Source organism: Acanthopleuribacter pedis (assembly GCF_017377855.1).
In the GTDB taxonomy this organism is placed as follows: Bacteria; Acidobacteriota; Holophagae; order Acanthopleuribacterales; family Acanthopleuribacteraceae; genus Acanthopleuribacter; species Acanthopleuribacter pedis.
Window position 1 is genome coordinate 98,755 of the sequence record NZ_JAFREP010000003.1, and the last position, 16,617, is coordinate 115,371.

Consider the following 16,617-nt stretch of genomic DNA (forward strand, 5'->3'; position numbering starts at 1 on the left):
GTAATCCGCGGTGATTTTAGCTAAACCTCTGGGCTGCAACGGCCTGTGAAAATGCTCAGGACCGGTGGGTGTGGTCGTGGCACCCCGGTTCGCTTTTTTCAAGTCATTTCGCTCCAGATCTTTAGCCAAAACCCCACGCGCTTATCACGCCTCTTCGGTTTGAGCGATTGGGCCTGGGGGCTATAGGTTTTGTCGGCTAAAACTCATTTCAAGTTAACATTCAGCGGCGGCGCGGTGAGGCGCCCGCCCGCGTAGTCGGTGACAGGACCGAAGTGAACCTCGTTTTCCCAATCGCTACGTGCTTTGTGGAGTTCCTCGCCGGTGCGTGCCACAAAGTTCCACCACATCAAAATTTCCTCACCGAAGGGGACACCGCCGACGAGCACAAAGTGGCTACCGCGCGCGGCTTGAAACGCAAAGTCGGCGCGGTTTTGACCGAGGTAGTGCAGGTGGCCGCCGGTCAGGGTTTGCTCCTCGGCTTGGATTTCGCCGTTGACAAGCACCAGGCCGTATTCCCAGGTGGGGTCGAGGTCAAGGCGGTGCTCGCCGTCGGCCTTTGCGGTGACGTCCAGGCCGGCCATGGGTGTGTACACCTTGGGTTCGGCCTTTTGGCCAAGTGCCTCGCCCAAAAATACTTGGACGACTAGGTTCCCGACGGTGACCTTGGGTGCCTCGGCCACGTGTTGAAAGTCCGGTTCGCGGCGGCGTTCGCTTTCGGGGAGCGCGATCCAAAATTGGACGCCGTGAACCCGGCCGCTGTTTTCGGGCGGCGTTTCCTCCGAATGGGTGATGCCTTTGCCGGCCGTCATCAGGTTGACCGCGCCGGGACCAATTACCTGGTTGTAACCCAGGCTGTCTTTGTGGTGGATTTCACCTTCGAGCAGCCAGGTGACCGTTTGCAAACCGATGTGGGGGTGGGGGGCGACATCCATGGCTTTGCCCTCGAAGTCGAGAGGACCGAAATGGTCGAGGAAGCACCAGGCGCCGATCATGCGTTTTTGGCGCAGGGGCAGGGCGCGGCGAATTTTCAGGCCGCCCCCGAGTTCGGCTTCTTTGGCGGGGTAACTTTCGATTTTTGGGGTTTCGCTGCAATTGGCGGAGCAGGGTAGGGCGTCTCGCTGAACACCGTGCAAGTCAGTCATGGGATCGTCCTTTGGTGTGGGGTGTGGGGCGATGGTCGTGGCACCGGAATGGTTCGCGGGAAAAGTGGGTTTATTATAAGTGGTAATGCTCACGTAAAAATGACCAATGCCGTCGTGCGCTTTTTTTAGAATGAGCCAACCCGAACGATGAAGCGGCCTCGGGTTTTTGAAACGAAGCGTGCGGTATGAACGTTTTCCGAACCCGAACTGGAGGAAATCATGGTGCTGTCTTGGATGTTGTTGTGTTCTTTGCTGCCGCAACCGGCCCCACCTTTTTGGGTGTTGCCTTTTGCGATGACGCCCGCAACCCTGTCCGCCCATGTCGCCGACGGTGCCCCACGGGTGTTGTACCAGCGCGAGGATTGGTTACCGCGTTTGGATGAATTGCGCCGCACCTTCGGCCGCAATAAGGAAATTCCCCCGCGGTACGAATTGGAAACGCTGTTGGCGTTGTCCCATTTCCCGGCGCTCAAAGATACGCGAATTCGTTTTGTGACACGGTCGCGCGCGCCGATTTCGTCGCGACCTTTTGTTTGGACCTTGTTACGGGGTCGAAAAAGTTTGCGGGTGTACCGCATCGGCATTGATGAAAGTGATCGTTTCGGGAATTCGCCGGCATTACTCAAAAATATGAGTTTTAACGCGCGCGTTGGCGCGCTCGGTCACGAAATCGCGCACACCGACTATTACGAAACCAAACGGTGGTATCAATTTATTGCGATAGGTGCTTCTTTTGTATCGCGCAAGTTCCACAAAAAATTCGAACGGGATACGGACCAGCGCACGATTGAGGCCGGTTTGGGCCATCAGTTATGGCTATGGGCGCGCGAAATTCGCGGTGGGCGTGTCACGGACAATCCCAACAGTTGGTTGGATCGTTATTACTACGCGCCCTCGGTGATCGCGGAACAAATGGCGCGTTTGGCTGCCTACCAAAGGTTGCCGACCCCGCAAGAAGCGCTAGAGGATGAGGCGGTTCGGTAAAAAGGTCCTGTGCCTTAAACCTAAATTGAGCGATTCTTGGCGGCGCCCTCGCACACGTATCGGCGCGTTCTGCGCCGATATCTGCGCGATTGCATCCACCCGAATCGCACACTTTAGGTAAAAAAGACCAAGCACCCGCGGTGCTCGGTCTTTTTCAGCACAATGACAGGCCGTTGTCGCCCAGAGGCTTCCCGGGTTCACCGCGCCTCGGTTAAAGGAAAAAGTCGGGGATCAAGTCTTCCTCGGCCACCTCGGGGCTGACCCGGTAAGGGGCGAAATCGGTGACGCCTTCCTCGCGCAGGACCGACTCGTCGATATAGAAGTTGCCGGTGGCCTCGCGGCTGTTGCGGCAGAAAATCGCGTGCGCGGCGTCGGCCATAATTTCTGGGGTGCGCGATTTGGAGCACATGGCGTCGCCGCCCAAAAGGTTGCGGACCGCGGCGGTATCGATGGTGGTACGCGGCCACAAGGCGTTAAAAGCGACCCCGTCCTTTTTGAATTCACCGGCCATGCCCAAGACACACATGCTCATGCCGAATTTGGCCATGGTGTAGGCCACGTGGGGCGCAAACCAGCGGGTTTCCATATTGAGCGGTGGTGAAATGTTAAGCACGTGGGCGTTCTCGGCTTTGAGCAAATGGGGCAAACAGGTTTTGGAAACCAAAAAGGTGCCGCGCGTGTTAATGGAGTGCATCAGATCGTAGCGTTTCATTTTGGTTTCCAGCGTGCCGGACAAATTAATGGCGCTGGCGTTGTTCACCAAAATGTCGATGCCGCCAAAGGTTTGCACGGCTTTGTTGACCGCGTCGGCAACCATCGCCTCGTCGCGAATATCGACCACACAAGGCAAGGCTTTGCCGCCCGCGGCTTCGACTTCCTCGGCAGCGCTGTAAATGGTGCCTGGCAATTTGGGGTGGGGTTCCGCCGTTTTGGCGGCGATGACGATGTTGGCGCCGTCACGGGCGGCGCGCAGCGCGATGGCTTTCCCAATCCCACGCGAAGCGCCGGAGATAAACAGTGTTTTTCCCTTAAGATCTGCCATGATCCTTCCTTTACAAGGCCGCCCCGGATGAGGATCGCAAGCGGCGGCCGATGGTTTTAGAACGTAATTCTAGATGGCCCCCATCATACCACAAGGATGGCTTGGGGATGGTGGGCTGGGTTTTTGGTTTTGTTCGTGTGTGTTTCGGGCTCGTTGTGTTGATAGGGTCCATGATTTCTCAGGATAGGAGGATGGATCCAGGATGGCGGGGAGCGGGCGTTCCCACGTGTGACGGATCGCGCATGCGGATAAGGCCGTAGCTTCGGCGATCAGAAATCAATGCTACCTGGTTCTTTCGGAAGAAGGCGCATAGAGCAAGATGTTTGCATGTGACTGTCACCGCTTTTGATTTTTCGGATGTGTTTCAAGTCCATTGGCTGGGTAAGGCCCATGATTTCTCAGGATAGGAGGATGGATCCAGGATGGCGGGGAGCGGGCGTTCCCACGTGTGACGGATCGCGCGTGCGGAAAAGGCCGTAGCTTCGGTTATCAGAAATCAATGTTACCTGGTTCTTTCGGAAGAAGGCGCATAGAGCAAGATGTTTGCATGTGACTGTCACCGCTTAGTTCTTGCGAGCCCGCATCCAAAGCGGAAGTGGGCGGCATCTGGAGCGGCTGCTAAATCGCATCGACCCTTCATCCAGGGCGGAATCAGGTTCACTAAGTGGGTCATGGTTCATCGCCCATCCAGCTCTCTCGGGAGCCCACACCGAAATGCTGGGAAACAAACCCAGGCAAAACCCAAAAACCAGGCCTGTCATCCCCAAACCATCCTTGTAAAAAAAACGGACGAGGACTCAGGCAACAATCACCCAGGCAACCACCACCGCCTCATCCCACCTATCCCGAAAAAAAAGGGGGAGACGCCTCTCGCGAGGATCGTCTCCCACCGGTTGCGGAGAAGGGATGCGGCCCGGCGCTAAGGGCGCCGCCGCGTGCCAGGCGGGTAAGCTTTGATTGAGGCGGCTTGGGACGGCGCCGGCGACCGGGCCGTGATCGGCGCGTGCGGGTCGTGCGCCTCGGCCGGGATGATGCCGGGCCCGTGGGTCTGGGGCCGCCATTGGCGCTTGACCCAGGAAACGACTTCTTGAACGCCGGTCTGGAGCAGGGGCGGTTCTTGTTGGTGCGAACCCATCCACACGCAGCAGGCCAACACCACGACCAACAGCACCTTGTGCTGGGTCTGGTGCAGGAAACAATCGTCTTGCGCCGCCTCTAGGCGACGGCCCTTGATGAAATGGACCGGAATGGGCGCACGATGTTTGGGTGGCTGGGCAGACACATCAGACCTACCTGGCGTGAAAATGGGCGCACCTATTCACCTGACCGCGCTTCGATGGCTAAGCACCGGTGAAAAGGTTGCACTGATACACTTTTGAAGATTAACCCGATTAGATGCCTTTTCGCGGTCGTTGTCAAGTGAGGAAATGGTTGGGTTGCGATGAAATAAGTATCATAGATTTTTGGCGTTGCCCGGATTTGTTCCGCCCCGCCGCCGTTGGTTCCGAGGCTGGAGGTTTGGTTATCGAGGAATCATGCACGCCGTTGTCGCTTTTGTGACGGGAAATTGACGGGTGCGTCGTCTTTATGTCGCGTTTTTTGGGGAATGATGCGGGCTTGAGCGCGACAGAAGCTGGTGGTTCCTGAGTGGAATCGAGGTGACAAATACCACTAGCCGACCAGAAGGTGTAAGAAATCACAGCATGCATCAGCGCTGGGTGACCCTGCTCACAGTGCGACCCGCGTGGCACGCCTCGGCTCTGAAAAAAGGTTATTTTAGAAAAGGTGTTTCTGCCCCATGGCTTGAGACAGGTGCCGGTGATTTTTACAAGATCCCGGCACGGTGCGTCTTTGCCTTCGTCCCTTAAGTTAGGAAAAGGGTCGAGGTCGCCGCGGGTCGGCCACCAACTTTCATGAAGCCGTTATCAGTTGCTTCTTCATTGCATTTTCTGTTGGGACATAGTTGCGGCACATCGCCGCGTCATTCGAAACGGTTTTTTATCCGTTAACCGGCATTGCTTACAAAGGGTTCAGCCACGTGGCGGAAGCCCTGCTGAGCAGTGCGGGAAACCATGCAACTGAATTCATGAACGTCAAACGAACATCCCCTTGACCGGGAGATGGTTAAGCTGACCCCACATGAGGGTTGGACAGTTATTTTTTTGCGATTCGGCCGTGAATCGCCTGGGTGATTTCCGCAAGATTGAGAGGGGGCTTTACCGCTATGGTGAACCAAGTCTGCTGTAGTTTGTTTCTGTTTTTCGTGCTCAGTTCCTTTGTCGTGGCGCAAACACAAGATTTCGATATTTCCTCGCCTAATTTGGTCGCGCAAATGAACAGCGTGACCCATGGTGAAAAAGTGACCCTGCACGGGTTTTCTTTCGACGAACGTCGCGGTTTTACCCCGATGGAACTGGAGCGTTTCGACGTATTCCACCCCGAGGCCGTGATGACGGTTCACGGGGACAACGGCCCTCGCGTGGTGGGCGCGCCCGAGCACGCTTATTTCAAAGGTGCCGTCTCCGGGATGCCGGGTTCCGCCGCCTACCTGTCGATGCGCGACAACGGCGAGGTGCGCGGCCTCGTCTCTTGGCAAGGGCGGAACTGGATCATCGAGGAACGTCTGGACCGGAGCAACCAAACCATTGGTTTGTTGGATGTTGAAGTCACCAACGCGGTTCAAAACGATCCCTACACCTGCGGTCTGGACGCATTGCCCGAGCCGGACGAAACCCCGGTTTCAGAGGAAGACGCCGCCCTGTTGCGCCACGCACAGGCCTTGCCGCCCTCGCGCATGCCGACCGCCGATTACTACGCGACCATCGCGATCGATACCGATCACGAGTTTTACAACCTGTTCGGCAACGAACAAGATGCCTTGACCTACATCGGCGATCTGTTCGGTTACATTTCAACCATTTACCAAAATGATTTGGGGACGGCTTTGCTGGTTGGCGACACCACCTTGTGGTCCACCTCAAACGATCCCTGGTCCGGGAACTCCACCATTTGCCAATTGCTCGAAATGGGTGACTACTGGAACAGCAATAAAACGAGCACCCCGCGCACGGCCGCCCACTTCTTGAGTGGCAAACGGACGGGTGGCGGCGTGGCCTGGCTGGGTGTTTTGTGTGGCAGCGGCTTCAACTATCCCGACCAAGGCTGCGGCGGCCTCAGCGGCAGCGGTCGCTACGGCGGCGATTACGGCGTCAGTGCCAACCTGTCCGGCAATTTCAACATCAACAACCCCAGCATGGTTTGGGATGTGGTGGTGGTTGCCCACGAACTCGGCCACAACTTTAACTCGCCCCACACCCACTGCTACGGCGGCATCGGCGGGAACGCCAGTCCCGTTGACCAGTGTTACGCCGGTGAAGGCGGCTGTTATTCCGGCGGCACCTCTTTGCCCTGCGGTCAATCGCGCGCGGGTTGCGGCACCATCATGAGTTATTGCCACTTGCTGAGCGGCGGTACGGCCAACATCGGCCCCACCTTTGGGTTGAACCACGCCCACGGCGTCGCGCCCGAACGGGTACCCGCTCGTATGCGCAGCCACGTCGAATCGCGTTCCAACAGTAACCCCAGCTGTTTGCCGCAAACCTGTAACGCGCCTTCCATCAGCAATCAAAGCAGCTCCTCCACCCAGTGTGTCGGCGCCAATGTGACCCTTTCGGTTACAGCCGAGGGCACCGGACTCTCTTATCAATGGCGCAAAGACGGCAGCCCCATTTCCGGCCAAACCGGCAGCACGCTAACCTTTAGCGGCATCCAATCCGGCGACGCCGGTAGCTACGATTGTGTGATTACCAACGAGTGCGGCAGCGAAACTTCCAACGCGGTGACCCTCACCGTCGATGCCGGAACGGCTGTGACCCAGCAACCAAGCGGCGCCGAAATCTGTGCCGGTCAAACCTTGGAACTGTCCGTTGCGGTTAGCGGCAGCGGCTTGAGCTATCAATGGCAGCGCAACGGGCAAAACATCAACGGCGCTACCGGCGCGACCTACCGCAAAACGGGCGCCGTGAGCGGTGACGCCGGCGAATACCGCTGTGTGATTAGCTCGGCCAATTGCGGCACCCTCAACACCAACACCGCGACGGTGGTTGTCAGCGACGTTCCCGATATTCAGGAACAGCCCGAAAACACCATCGGCTGTATTGGCGGCCAAGCGTTTTTCGCCGTGTTCGCCGAGGGTCGGTCTCTGACCTACCAATGGCAGAAGGACGGGCAAAACCTGGCCGGTCAAACAGGCTCTACCTTGACCCTGAGTGGTTTGAGCGTCGCCGATGCGGGTAGCTACCGCTGCATCGTGACCGGTGATTGCGGCAGTTCCACTTCCGGCACGGGCAGCTTGACCGTGAACCCGGCCACCGTGGTGACCCAACAGCCTACCGGCGCCGTGGTCTGTACCGGTGACGACCGTACCTTGTCGGTTCGCGCGAGTGGGAGCAATGTGACCTATCAATGGCAGCAAAACGGGCAGAACATGCCAGGTCAAACCTCACCCGACCTCAACCTTACCAATATCCGAAGTGAGGCTTCCTATCGCTGTCGCATCACCAGCGACTGCGGCACCCTTAACTCCGAAACCGTAAGCGTGGCGTTGGCCGATCTCCCCGTCATCCGTAACCAACCCAGGGCCCAGCAGGTGTGTGCCGGTGACAATGCCACCTTCTCGGTGAGCGCCGACAGCGAACAACCCTTGCGTTATCAGTGGCGTAAAGACGGTCAAAATCTGGACGGTCAAAACAGCGCCACCCTGAACCTAAGCGCCGTGAGCCTTGCCGACGCCGGTCAATACTTCTGTGTCGTGTGGAACAGCAATTGTGGCTCGGTGTTAACCGAATCCGTGGCGTTGAACGTTTCCGCGACCCCGGAAATCATCAGCGAACCCAGCGATGTGTTTGGCTGTATCGGCGACCAGGTAACCATGACGGTTGAAGGCAACCACGCGACCCGTTACCAATGGCGCAAAGACGGTCAACCCCTGGCCGGCCAAACCTCGGCCTCGCTGACGCTTGACCTGCAGGACTTCGACCAGGAAGGTGTTTACGACTGCCTGCTCGAAAACGACTGCGGTTCCGTGGGGACGCGCGGGATTCAGGTTGATTTTGACGCCGCCTTCGCGGTTGAGGTCGCCTATTCTTCCGTCGCTCAAGGTCTGACCCCGGTTCAGGTCAGTGGTCAAATTAGTTGTCGCGACGACGGCATGTCCTGGCTGTGGCAGGATTTGGCGACGGGTAACGTCCTGGGTCGCGATGCACTGGTGTTCGACATGCCGTTCCTTTACGACGAAACCTCGGTGGTGATCTTCCGCGTGGAAGACGCCGGCGGTCAGGTCATTCGTCGCTATGTCACCGTGCTGGTGTCGGAAGACGACACCTACGTGGATGCCAACGGCGATGGTTGCAACAGCATCCAAGACCTTCATTTCCTCGCCGAACAGTGGCGTACGAGCCAAGAGATGACGCCCAACGGCGACACCATCATGGACGTCCGCGACTTCTTGTTCATCGATACCCGCGCGGATAACTGCCCACAATAAGCTAGGTTCCGAGGGGTGCCCTGTCTCGTTCCGCGGGACACGGCATGCCTCGGGCTACCCACGGGGTTCTCTTTTTATGAGGACCGCTTAACAGATTAACGACCGATGGTTGGAGGACGTTTTGCAACGAATTTTGCGTGTTTTTTTGGTGCTTTTCCCTTGTGTATTAACGGGGCTTTTGGCCCAAAATGACGCGGTTGAACTGGACGTTTATTCCCCGGAACTGGCGTCCCAGTTGCAAGCTGTTCCCTACCAGCAAGAACTCATGGTCCATGGCTTGACGCTCGGCGCTTCCTTCGCCGCCGAGTCGCTTTCCCTGCGGCGTTTCGATGTGTTTGAAGACGGCGCGCGGGTGTTCGTTCACGGCGATCAAGGCACCGAGATTGTCGCCCCGCCGCGCCATCATTATTTTCGCGGCGAAATCCAAGGCCTAACCGGCTCGCGCGCCTTTCTCAGTGTACGCGAGGACGGTCGGGTTTCCGGTTTGGTCGGCCATGAAGGCCGTTATTACCGTTTGGAGCCGCCCGCCACCCGTCAACCCGGTGAACCCGTTTTGGCCGAGATCGACCTCAGCGCGGCACCGCTGCCCGAGGAACACGGGGGTTTTTCCTGCGCCGCCGATCAGCTTCCCGATCCGGCCGACCTGGATCCAGAACCCGCCAAACAGTTTCAACATCCACCCGCGCGGTTTAGCGGGATTCGCGGCGGCAACGCGACCTATTACGCATCCGTCGGTTTGGCGACGGACTACGAATTGTTCCAAAAATTTGACGACGTCAACCACATGATGACCTACATCAGCGACCTGTTCGCCTACATCTCGGCGATTTACGAGGCCGAGGTGGATACCCACCTGGTGATTGCCGACACGGACGTTTGGACGACGGCAAACGATCCCTGGCAGAGTACCTCGACCGGTTGCCAATTGTCGGAGTTTGGCCGTTACTGGAGCCGCAACCGCGCTGATCGCCCGCGCACCATCGCTCACTTTCTGAGTGGCAAAAATTCCGGTGGCGGGGTTGCCTGGGTCGGTGTTTTGTGTCGCGGCCCTTGGATGTCGAACCCCAATTCGAGCTGTCCTGAGCTGGGCACCGAACGTGATTTGTTCGGCGGTCCCTACGGCGTGAGTGCCGGTATTTCGGACCGTTTTAATGTGGACAATCCGGTGATTGTCTGGGACATCACCGTGGTGGCCCACGAAATCGGGCACAACTTCAATTCGGGACATACCCATTGTTACGGTGGGATCGGCGGCAGCGAGGAACCTGTTGATAAGTGTGCCGGTGCCGGCGATTGCCACGACGGCCCGAACGAATTGCCCTGCGGTACCGCCGGAGGCGGCTGCGGTACCATCATGTCCTACTGCCACATTCGCGGCGGCGGCATCCGCAACATCGCGCCCACCTTCGGGATGAACCATGGTTTCGGTGTGTTGCCCGACCGTGTGCCCGAGCGCATGAACGCCCACGTCATCAACCGCGCCGCCAACAATCCCGACTGTTTGCCCCAGGCCTGCTTCTCGCCGAGCATCGACCAATCGCCCGTGTCCACCTCGGCCTGTGTGGGCGACACGGTCGAACTAAGCGTGAGCCAGTCCTTCGGCAGCAGGTACCAATGGCGCCGGAACGGCCAAACCCTGGCCGGTCAAACCAACGCGAACCTGGTGCTGAATGTATCCGGGTCGGAAACGGCGGGCAGCTATACCTGTGTGGTAACCAACGATTGTGCCTCGGTCGAAAGCGACGCCGCCGTGGTGACCTTAGACCCCGCCTTTGCCGCCGAGATTCGCCAGGGGACGCATATTGTGCAAGGCCTGCGTCCGGTACGGCTCGACGGCGCAATTAGCTGTAACCGCGAGGTTTCCTGGACTTGGCAGGATGTGGCCACCGGCAACGTGCTCGGCCGCGACACCTTGGCCTTTACGATGCCGTTCCGCTACGAGGAGACGACCTCGGTGCAACTGCGGGTGCAGGACGTGCAGACCAACGCCGTGGTGCGTGCGTTCATCGAGGTATTGGTTCCAAGCGACACCGCCTTTGAAGACCTGAACGGCGATGGGTGCAACACAGTCGCCGACTTGCGTTTCTTGAGCCAGTGGTGGCGCACGCAACGCGCCGACGCCAACGGTGACAACTTCATCGACGTGCGCGATTTCCTCTACCTCAACCTGGACGAATCGACCTGCGAATAAGATGTTTGGGATGCTGGGGGGAGGTTTGGTATCTGGTATTTTTACCGTTTCCATGAACGGGGTGGGGGATCAAGCCCAAAATCGATTTCCGGGATGTTGTTCCCATGGGATCAACAGCATCCTTGACCAATCGGCTTATGGCGCTGGTTGGCGCTCACGCCGACGAGGAATTACTGGAACTTCGAAACAGGAGCCTCGTCGGCAGGCTTGATAATCGCGCCAACGCCGATTCCTCAAGGACCACTCCAGGAAAAATAGGTCCCTCCCGCCGCTGCTTCGCCGCGGCGGGGCCCTCCCATTTTTCCTTCCGTTTGCTTCGGTATCAGGCGGGCGGTTTTCCGCCTCTGCTGGAACCCTGGATAGGAAGAAACAGTGACAGTCAAAGGTAATGAACTGGATTAATGGGTGTTATGTGGGGACATTGCGCTAAGCTAATCATCGAAGTAACGGCGCCATCCGCGTCGGGAACCGGCAGCCGAGGGTGATTGGAACATCCGCATCCTCTAACCTAAGAAGCGCGATAACTCGCGGTGATTTTGGCTAAACATCTGGGCTGCAACGGCCTGCAAAAATGCTCACCGCACCCAACGGGTGCGCGTCGTGCGCGACCCCGGCCCGCTTTTTCCAAACCATTTCGCTCCAGATCTTTAGTCAAAATCCCTCGCTCTTATCGCGCCTCTTAGGTCTAATCATCATGGCTTCCTGAGAAATACCGGAACCCAAGCCAAGCCCGGGTTCACCAAGCCAAGCTCGGCGCCACCAAACTCATCCAAACCCATCCGAAATATGAATGGGGCCTCAGAAAAGCAAATCAAGCGCTGTAGTCCATCCCGTCGCTCCGCTATAATGGAATCTCGTTCGACGGGAGTCGGTCCTGCTAGCCCGCATTGCTCCTGTCCGCGCTTCGATTCCTGTTGTGGAGAGACATGTGACACAGTTTTCCGGCACCGAAAAGTACTACCTTGATCCCGAACTTGAGGCGATCGTCAACATGGCGATCAAGATGGAAAAACCCCTGCTGCTGACCGGTGAACCCGGTACCGGCAAAACCCAGCTCGCCTTTGAAATTAGCCGTTCGCTGGGCACGCGCCTCGAAATTTTGCGCGCCAAATCAACCATTAAAGGGGAAGAGGCCTGTTACGTTCAAGACACCGTCTTGCGCCTCAACGACGCCCGATTCGGTACCGAACAGAGCGACCGCGATGTGAACCGTTTCCACGATTACATCATTTGGGGGCCCATCGGCCGTGCCTTCCGCGCGGAGGAACGGGTGGTCCTGCTGTTGGACGAAATTGACAAAACCGAATCCGACGTTCAGGACAACCTGTTGGACGTTTTGGAAGACAACCAGTTTGTCATGCGCGAAATTAACGAACTTGTTTCCGCCAAACACCCGCCGATCATCATTATTACCTCCAACGCCAAACGCGAATTGTCCGATCCCTTCCTGCGCCGTTGTTTCTGCCACCACATTGCCTTCCCGAGCGTTGAGGATATGCGCAAAATCGTCGCCCTGCACTTTCCTGAAATGAAAGCGTCGCTGATGGAACCCGCGCTCACTATTTTTTACGAACTGCGCGAACGGGGCTTCGAGAAACCGCCCGCGACCAGTGAGCTGTTGAACTGGTTGGGCGCCATGATTCATGCCGGGGTCGCCCCGGGGAAAACCGAGGACTTGCCGTTCCCCGGCACCTTGCTCAAACGCACCAACGACATTCTCAGCTTCCGCAACAAAGGCAAAAAAGACAGCGGTCGCAAGCGTGGCTGGGGCGGTGGTTTGTAACCTAAGAAGCGCTGACGCGGTGATTTTAGCTAAACCTCTGGGCTACAACGGCCTGTAAAAGTGCTCAGGACCAGTGGGTGCGGTCGGACGCGACCCCGGCTCGCATTTTCCAAACCATTTTGCTCCAGATCTTTAGCCAAAATCCCTCGCTTCAGCGCTTCTTAGGTTTAACCGAACCCGGCTTTGGCCGGTTTTTCTTGGGGAGGGTTTATGACCACCAGTGCTGATCCGTTTTCGCTGCACGCCGAACCGTTGTTTCTCGACTTCTTCTACCTGTTGCGCGATTACGATGTGCCCGTCAGCTTGACCGAAATCATTGATATCTACAAAGGTTTGGAGCTAGGGCTTGTCAAAACCTTGGACGAACTGTTTCTCTTCATGCGTTTGGCCTTGGTGAAACGCCCCGAGCACCTCGATAGTTTCGAGCGTGCCTTCGCCCTGTACTTTTTCGATATCGATTTACCCGCGGTCGCCGAGGGGGATCGCGATCTGTTGCACACCAAACAATTTCGCGAGTGGTTGGAGCAGGCCGTCGAATCGGGCGAAATTCCCCAGAGCCAACTGTGGCGCATGAACCGCGACGATTTGATGAAGATGTTTTGGGAACGGGTCCGCGAACAGATGGAGGCCCACCACGGCGGCAACCGCTGGATCGGTACCGGCGGCACTTCGCCCTTCGGCCATTCCGGTTTTTCGGAACGGGGGATTCGCGTGCACGGCGGCTGGAAAAACCGCTCCGCCATTAAAGTCATCGGCGACCGCCGTTACCTGGCTTACGACGACCACCAAACCTTAACCGGCGCCAACATTCGCCAGGTATTGGGGACCCTAAAGCACATGGTACCCGTGGGTCCGCACGACGCCTTGGATTTAGATGAAACCATCCGCGAGACCAGCCGCAACGGCGGTGAAATTGAGCTGGTGTTTAAGCGGCGCGAGCTGGACCGCATCAAGCTGCTGCTGTTCATCGACAACGGCGGCACCTCGATGTTGCCCTTTGTGAAGCACGTGCAGTTGTTGTTTAGCAAGGTGCGTGATCGCTTCAAAGACACCCAAACCTATTACTTCCACAACACCATTTACGGGCATGTGTACCGCAACCCGCGCCGGACCGATGCCGTCCCGTTGGAGAAGGTGTTGCAGGAATCGCCGGAGGCGCGGGTCTTTTTCATTGGCGACGCGAGCATGGCGCCGGAAGAGTTGTTTTCGGATTACGGCGCCATCGAATGGGGTACTGAAGATGCGCTGCCGAGCATTGAGCGCCTCAAACATCTGCGCGAACGCTTTAAGTATTCGGTGTGGCTCAACCCGATCCCCGCGGGGGAGTGGGACATTACCTACGGCAAGTACACGCTCAACGCCATTCGCGAGGTTTTCCACATGGAAGACCTTTCTTTGGGCGGCATTAAAAAAGCGGTAACCTATCTGCAGGACAAAGCCGGTCTTTAGCAAACCGTGTCACCTTGTTCCCGTGTCGTCCGCCGGGAAGAAGGACACGGCAAGCGTACCGAGGAGAAGGGTGATGGTTTTACACGCGATAAATACGGCAACAGCCTTTGTGGCGACTTGGGCGCGTTTTGGTTTGGGTTCGCGGGTTTCCGCGTTGGGGCCACGCCCCGAAAAGCCGTTAGAAGTGTACGAATTTGAAGGTTGTCCTTTTTGCCGCAAGGTGCGTGAGGCATTGACCGTGTTGGACTTACCCGTTGTGGTTCATCCCTGTCCCAAGGGACCCTCGCGCTACCGTGCTTGGGTCATCGAAAACGGCGGGAAGCGGATGTTCCCCTATTTGGTGGATCCCAACACCGACACCGCGATGTACGAATCGGGCGATATTGTGCGTTACCTGTTTCGCACCTACGGTGCGGGCAGGCGGCCCTTTTTGTTGGCCAGTGGTCCGATTGGGAACTTTTCCTCGCAAATGGCCTCGTTGCCGCGCCTTGGGCGGGGGACCTTTTACCGGGGCACCGTGGAGCCGGAGCAGCTTTTGGAACTCTACAGCTACGAGGCTTCACCATATTGTCGGCTGGTGCGCGAGGTTTTGAGCGAGCTGGGCCTGCCTTATTTACTGCATAATGTGGCGCGCGGTAGCCGGGCGCGCCAGGCTTTTGTGGCGCGGTCAGGCAAAATGCAGGTGCCTTATTTGGTGGATCCCAACACCGATACCGCCTTGTTTGAATCGGGGGCGATTATCGCATATTTGCGCGGAACCTACCGCGCTTAAGGGACGGTCTCTTCCCCGTTCGATCTCACGAACAGATTTGCAATATGGGCGGTGATCAAACAAAAGGACATTGAAACCAAGGGCTTCCATGTCCACGAAAGCGGATATACCGGTTGGAACCATTCGGCGGGAATCACGGGGATGGTGGAAAAGGGCAACAGACTTGCCATGCCGAGCACCGCGCCGATGATCACCGCGCGTGAGGCGAGGTAGGGGAAGAAAAAGGCGCAGAGGAAAAGCCCGAGCAGGGGGCCGATGAACAGGCTGGTAAAAAACAGCGCCTTGGTGAGCAGCGATTGCTCGCCCGCCACGCATACAAAGGCCGCGAGCGTGCCGATCACACCCCAAAACAGGACCCACATGCGCGCGCGCAGCAGGGTTCCCTTCGGGCATTTTTTGACGTCCTCGTTGTGGGGCAGGAAATCGGTGACCGTGGTGTTGGCCAAGGCCGTCACCGCGGAATCAAGTGAACTCATCGCCGCCGCGAAAATGGCGGCCACCAACAAGCCGGTCAAACCCGGCGGCAGCACGTGCAGGATGAAGTAGGGGAAAATTTCATTGACGCCGAGGGCGGGCGGGAGGAAGGTGACGCGGGTGACCTCGAAATAGACGTAGAGCGCGGCGCCGACCCAGAAAAACAGCAGGCCGATCAGGGCGCCGAGGAGGAGCGAGAGGTAGGAACCGCGGTTGGCCTCGAAGGCGTCGCGGCAGGACATGTAGCGCTGCACAAACTGTTGGTCACAGCCGCGAATGGCGAGATCGAACACGATATAGGCCACGCCGGCGGAGAGAAAGTTGCCCGCCTGACTGGGGTCGACCGTGGTATCAAACCATTTGGTTTTTCCGGCTTCAATGGCCGCCTCGCTCAGTTCCGCCCAGCCGCCGACGGCCTCGGTACAGGTCCAGAGCGCCAACAGGCCGCCGCCCGCCAGTACGAAAAATTGCAACACATCGGTCCAAACAACCGCCTTGAGGCCGCCGAACCAGGTGTAGACAATGGCGATGAACGCCGTGATGCAGATCGCCAGGTAGATGTTGAGGCCCAGCATTTGGGACAGGACCAGGGCCGGGCCGTAGAGCAAAATGCCCGTGCGCAGGAGCAAATGGGCCGTGTAAAAACTTGCCGCCAGCAGACGCACCGGCCGCGAGAAGGTGATTTCCAAAAGTTCGTAGGCCGAGACGACCTTCATGCGCTGGAAGCGGGGAATAAACCAAACCGCCACAATCATAATGGAAACCAAACTGCCGATGTTAAACATCAGGTAGGTCATGTCGCCCTGAAAGGTCTCGGCGGGGTTACCCAGAAAGGTGGAGGCGCTGACGGAGGTAGCGATCAGCGAGATGCCGATGCTCCACCAGGGCATGCGGCCGCCGCCAAACATGTAATCGTGGAAATCGTGGTTTTTGCGGGACAGGTACAAACCCATGGCCACGATCACGCCCAAGTAGGCGATTAAGGCGAAGGTATCAAGCGTGGTGAACATGAAAAGGGCTCCTGTCGTACTACAGGGTGACGCGGTGGCCGTCATTTTTTTGGTAATGCCTGTCACTCTAGCAGTTTGCATGGTGTTTGGATACCGCGGGCATTGCGCGTTTCTTGAAAAAGGTGCTGGTCGCCGAGGATTGGATTTGCCACAATGGGAGGGGTTCGGGTTTGTTTTGGCAACCGGCCCACCCGGCGCGGACGCGGGAATTTGGACGTGGGGCCG

General features: G+C 57.7%; 10 protein-coding genes. 6 read left to right on the forward strand and 4 right to left on the reverse strand.

The window, feature by feature from the left end; all coding sequences use genetic code 11:
* Positions 1–203: 203 nt before the first annotated feature.
* A complete protein-coding gene (locus J3U88_RS03875) occupies positions 204–1,142 on the reverse strand; it encodes a pirin family protein (RefSeq protein ID WP_207856903.1) in 939 nt (312 codons plus the stop codon).
* A gap of 219 nt (positions 1,143–1,361) precedes the next feature.
* Between J3U88_RS03875 and J3U88_RS03880 the strand changes: the two genes are divergently transcribed.
* Positions 1,362–2,126: a hypothetical protein gene (locus tag J3U88_RS03880; RefSeq protein WP_207856905.1), complete on the forward strand. Its 765-nt coding sequence runs from the start codon at positions 1,362–1,364 to the stop codon at positions 2,124–2,126.
* Positions 2,127–2,337: 211 nt separating this feature from the next.
* Here J3U88_RS03880 and J3U88_RS03885 read toward each other — a convergent pair whose 3' ends face one another.
* Positions 2,338–3,168 (reverse strand): SDR family oxidoreductase, encoded by an 831-nt coding sequence (locus tag J3U88_RS03885; RefSeq protein ID WP_207856907.1) that lies wholly within the window; start codon positions 3,166–3,168, stop codon positions 2,338–2,340.
* Positions 3,169–4,087: 919 nt separating this feature from the next.
* Positions 4,088–4,450 carry a hypothetical protein gene (locus J3U88_RS03890; protein WP_207856909.1) on the reverse strand — a complete coding sequence of 121 codons (363 nt, stop codon included), beginning with the start codon at positions 4,448–4,450 and terminating at the stop codon, positions 4,088–4,090.
* A gap of 942 nt (positions 4,451–5,392) precedes the next feature.
* Here J3U88_RS03890 and J3U88_RS03895 point away from each other — a divergent pair.
* The 5 genes from J3U88_RS03895 (at position 5,393) to J3U88_RS03915 (ending at position 14,908) form a co-directional block, all read left to right on the forward strand.
* A complete protein-coding gene (locus J3U88_RS03895) occupies positions 5,393–8,713 on the forward strand; it encodes an immunoglobulin domain-containing protein (protein ID WP_207856911.1) in 3,321 nt (1,106 codons plus the stop codon).
* A gap of 121 nt (positions 8,714–8,834) precedes the next feature.
* Positions 8,835–10,904, forward strand: coding sequence for a M12 family metallo-peptidase (locus J3U88_RS03900; protein WP_207856913.1), 2,070 nt, complete (start codon positions 8,835–8,837; stop codon positions 10,902–10,904).
* Between the two features lie 928 nt (positions 10,905–11,832).
* Entirely contained in the window at positions 11,833–12,687 is an 855-nt protein-coding gene (locus J3U88_RS03905) for an AAA family ATPase (RefSeq protein ID WP_207856915.1), read from the forward strand.
* Between the two features lie 210 nt (positions 12,688–12,897).
* Positions 12,898–14,136 carry a hypothetical protein gene (locus J3U88_RS03910; RefSeq protein WP_207856916.1) on the forward strand — a complete coding sequence of 413 codons (1,239 nt, stop codon included), beginning with the start codon at positions 12,898–12,900 and terminating at the stop codon, positions 14,134–14,136.
* Positions 14,137–14,209: 73 nt separating this feature from the next.
* Entirely contained in the window at positions 14,210–14,908 is a 699-nt protein-coding gene (locus tag J3U88_RS03915; protein WP_207856918.1) for a glutathione S-transferase N-terminal domain-containing protein, read from the forward strand.
* Here the strand turns inward: J3U88_RS03915 and J3U88_RS03920 are convergent.
* Positions 14,905–16,392, reverse strand: coding sequence for a sodium:solute symporter family transporter (locus J3U88_RS03920; protein WP_207856920.1), 1,488 nt, complete (start codon positions 16,390–16,392; stop codon positions 14,905–14,907). The two genes, J3U88_RS03915 and J3U88_RS03920, sit on opposite strands and share 4 nt — an antisense overlap.
* Between the last annotated feature and the right edge of the window lie 225 nt (positions 16,393–16,617).

Bases quoted from the DNA above. Each gene is read 5' to 3' on its own strand.
- J3U88_RS03920 (WP_207856920.1), bottom strand. From the start codon at position 16,392: ATGTTCACCACGCTTGATACCTTCGCCTTAATCGCCTACTTGGGCGTG.
- J3U88_RS03880 (WP_207856905.1), top strand. From the start codon at position 1,362: ATGGTGCTGTCTTGGATGTTGTTGTGTTCTTTGCTGCCGCAACCGGCC.
- J3U88_RS03895 (WP_207856911.1), top strand. From the start codon at position 5,393: ATGGTGAACCAAGTCTGCTGTAGTTTGTTTCTGTTTTTCGTGCTCAGT.
- J3U88_RS03910 (WP_207856916.1), top strand. From the start codon at position 12,898: ATGACCACCAGTGCTGATCCGTTTTCGCTGCACGCCGAACCGTTGTTT.
- J3U88_RS03915 (WP_207856918.1), top strand. From the start codon at position 14,210: ATGGTTTTACACGCGATAAATACGGCAACAGCCTTTGTGGCGACTTGG.
- J3U88_RS03875 (WP_207856903.1), bottom strand. From the start codon at position 1,142: ATGACTGACTTGCACGGTGTTCAGCGAGACGCCCTACCCTGCTCCGCC.
- J3U88_RS03885 (WP_207856907.1), bottom strand. From the start codon at position 3,168: ATGGCAGATCTTAAGGGAAAAACACTGTTTATCTCCGGCGCTTCGCGT.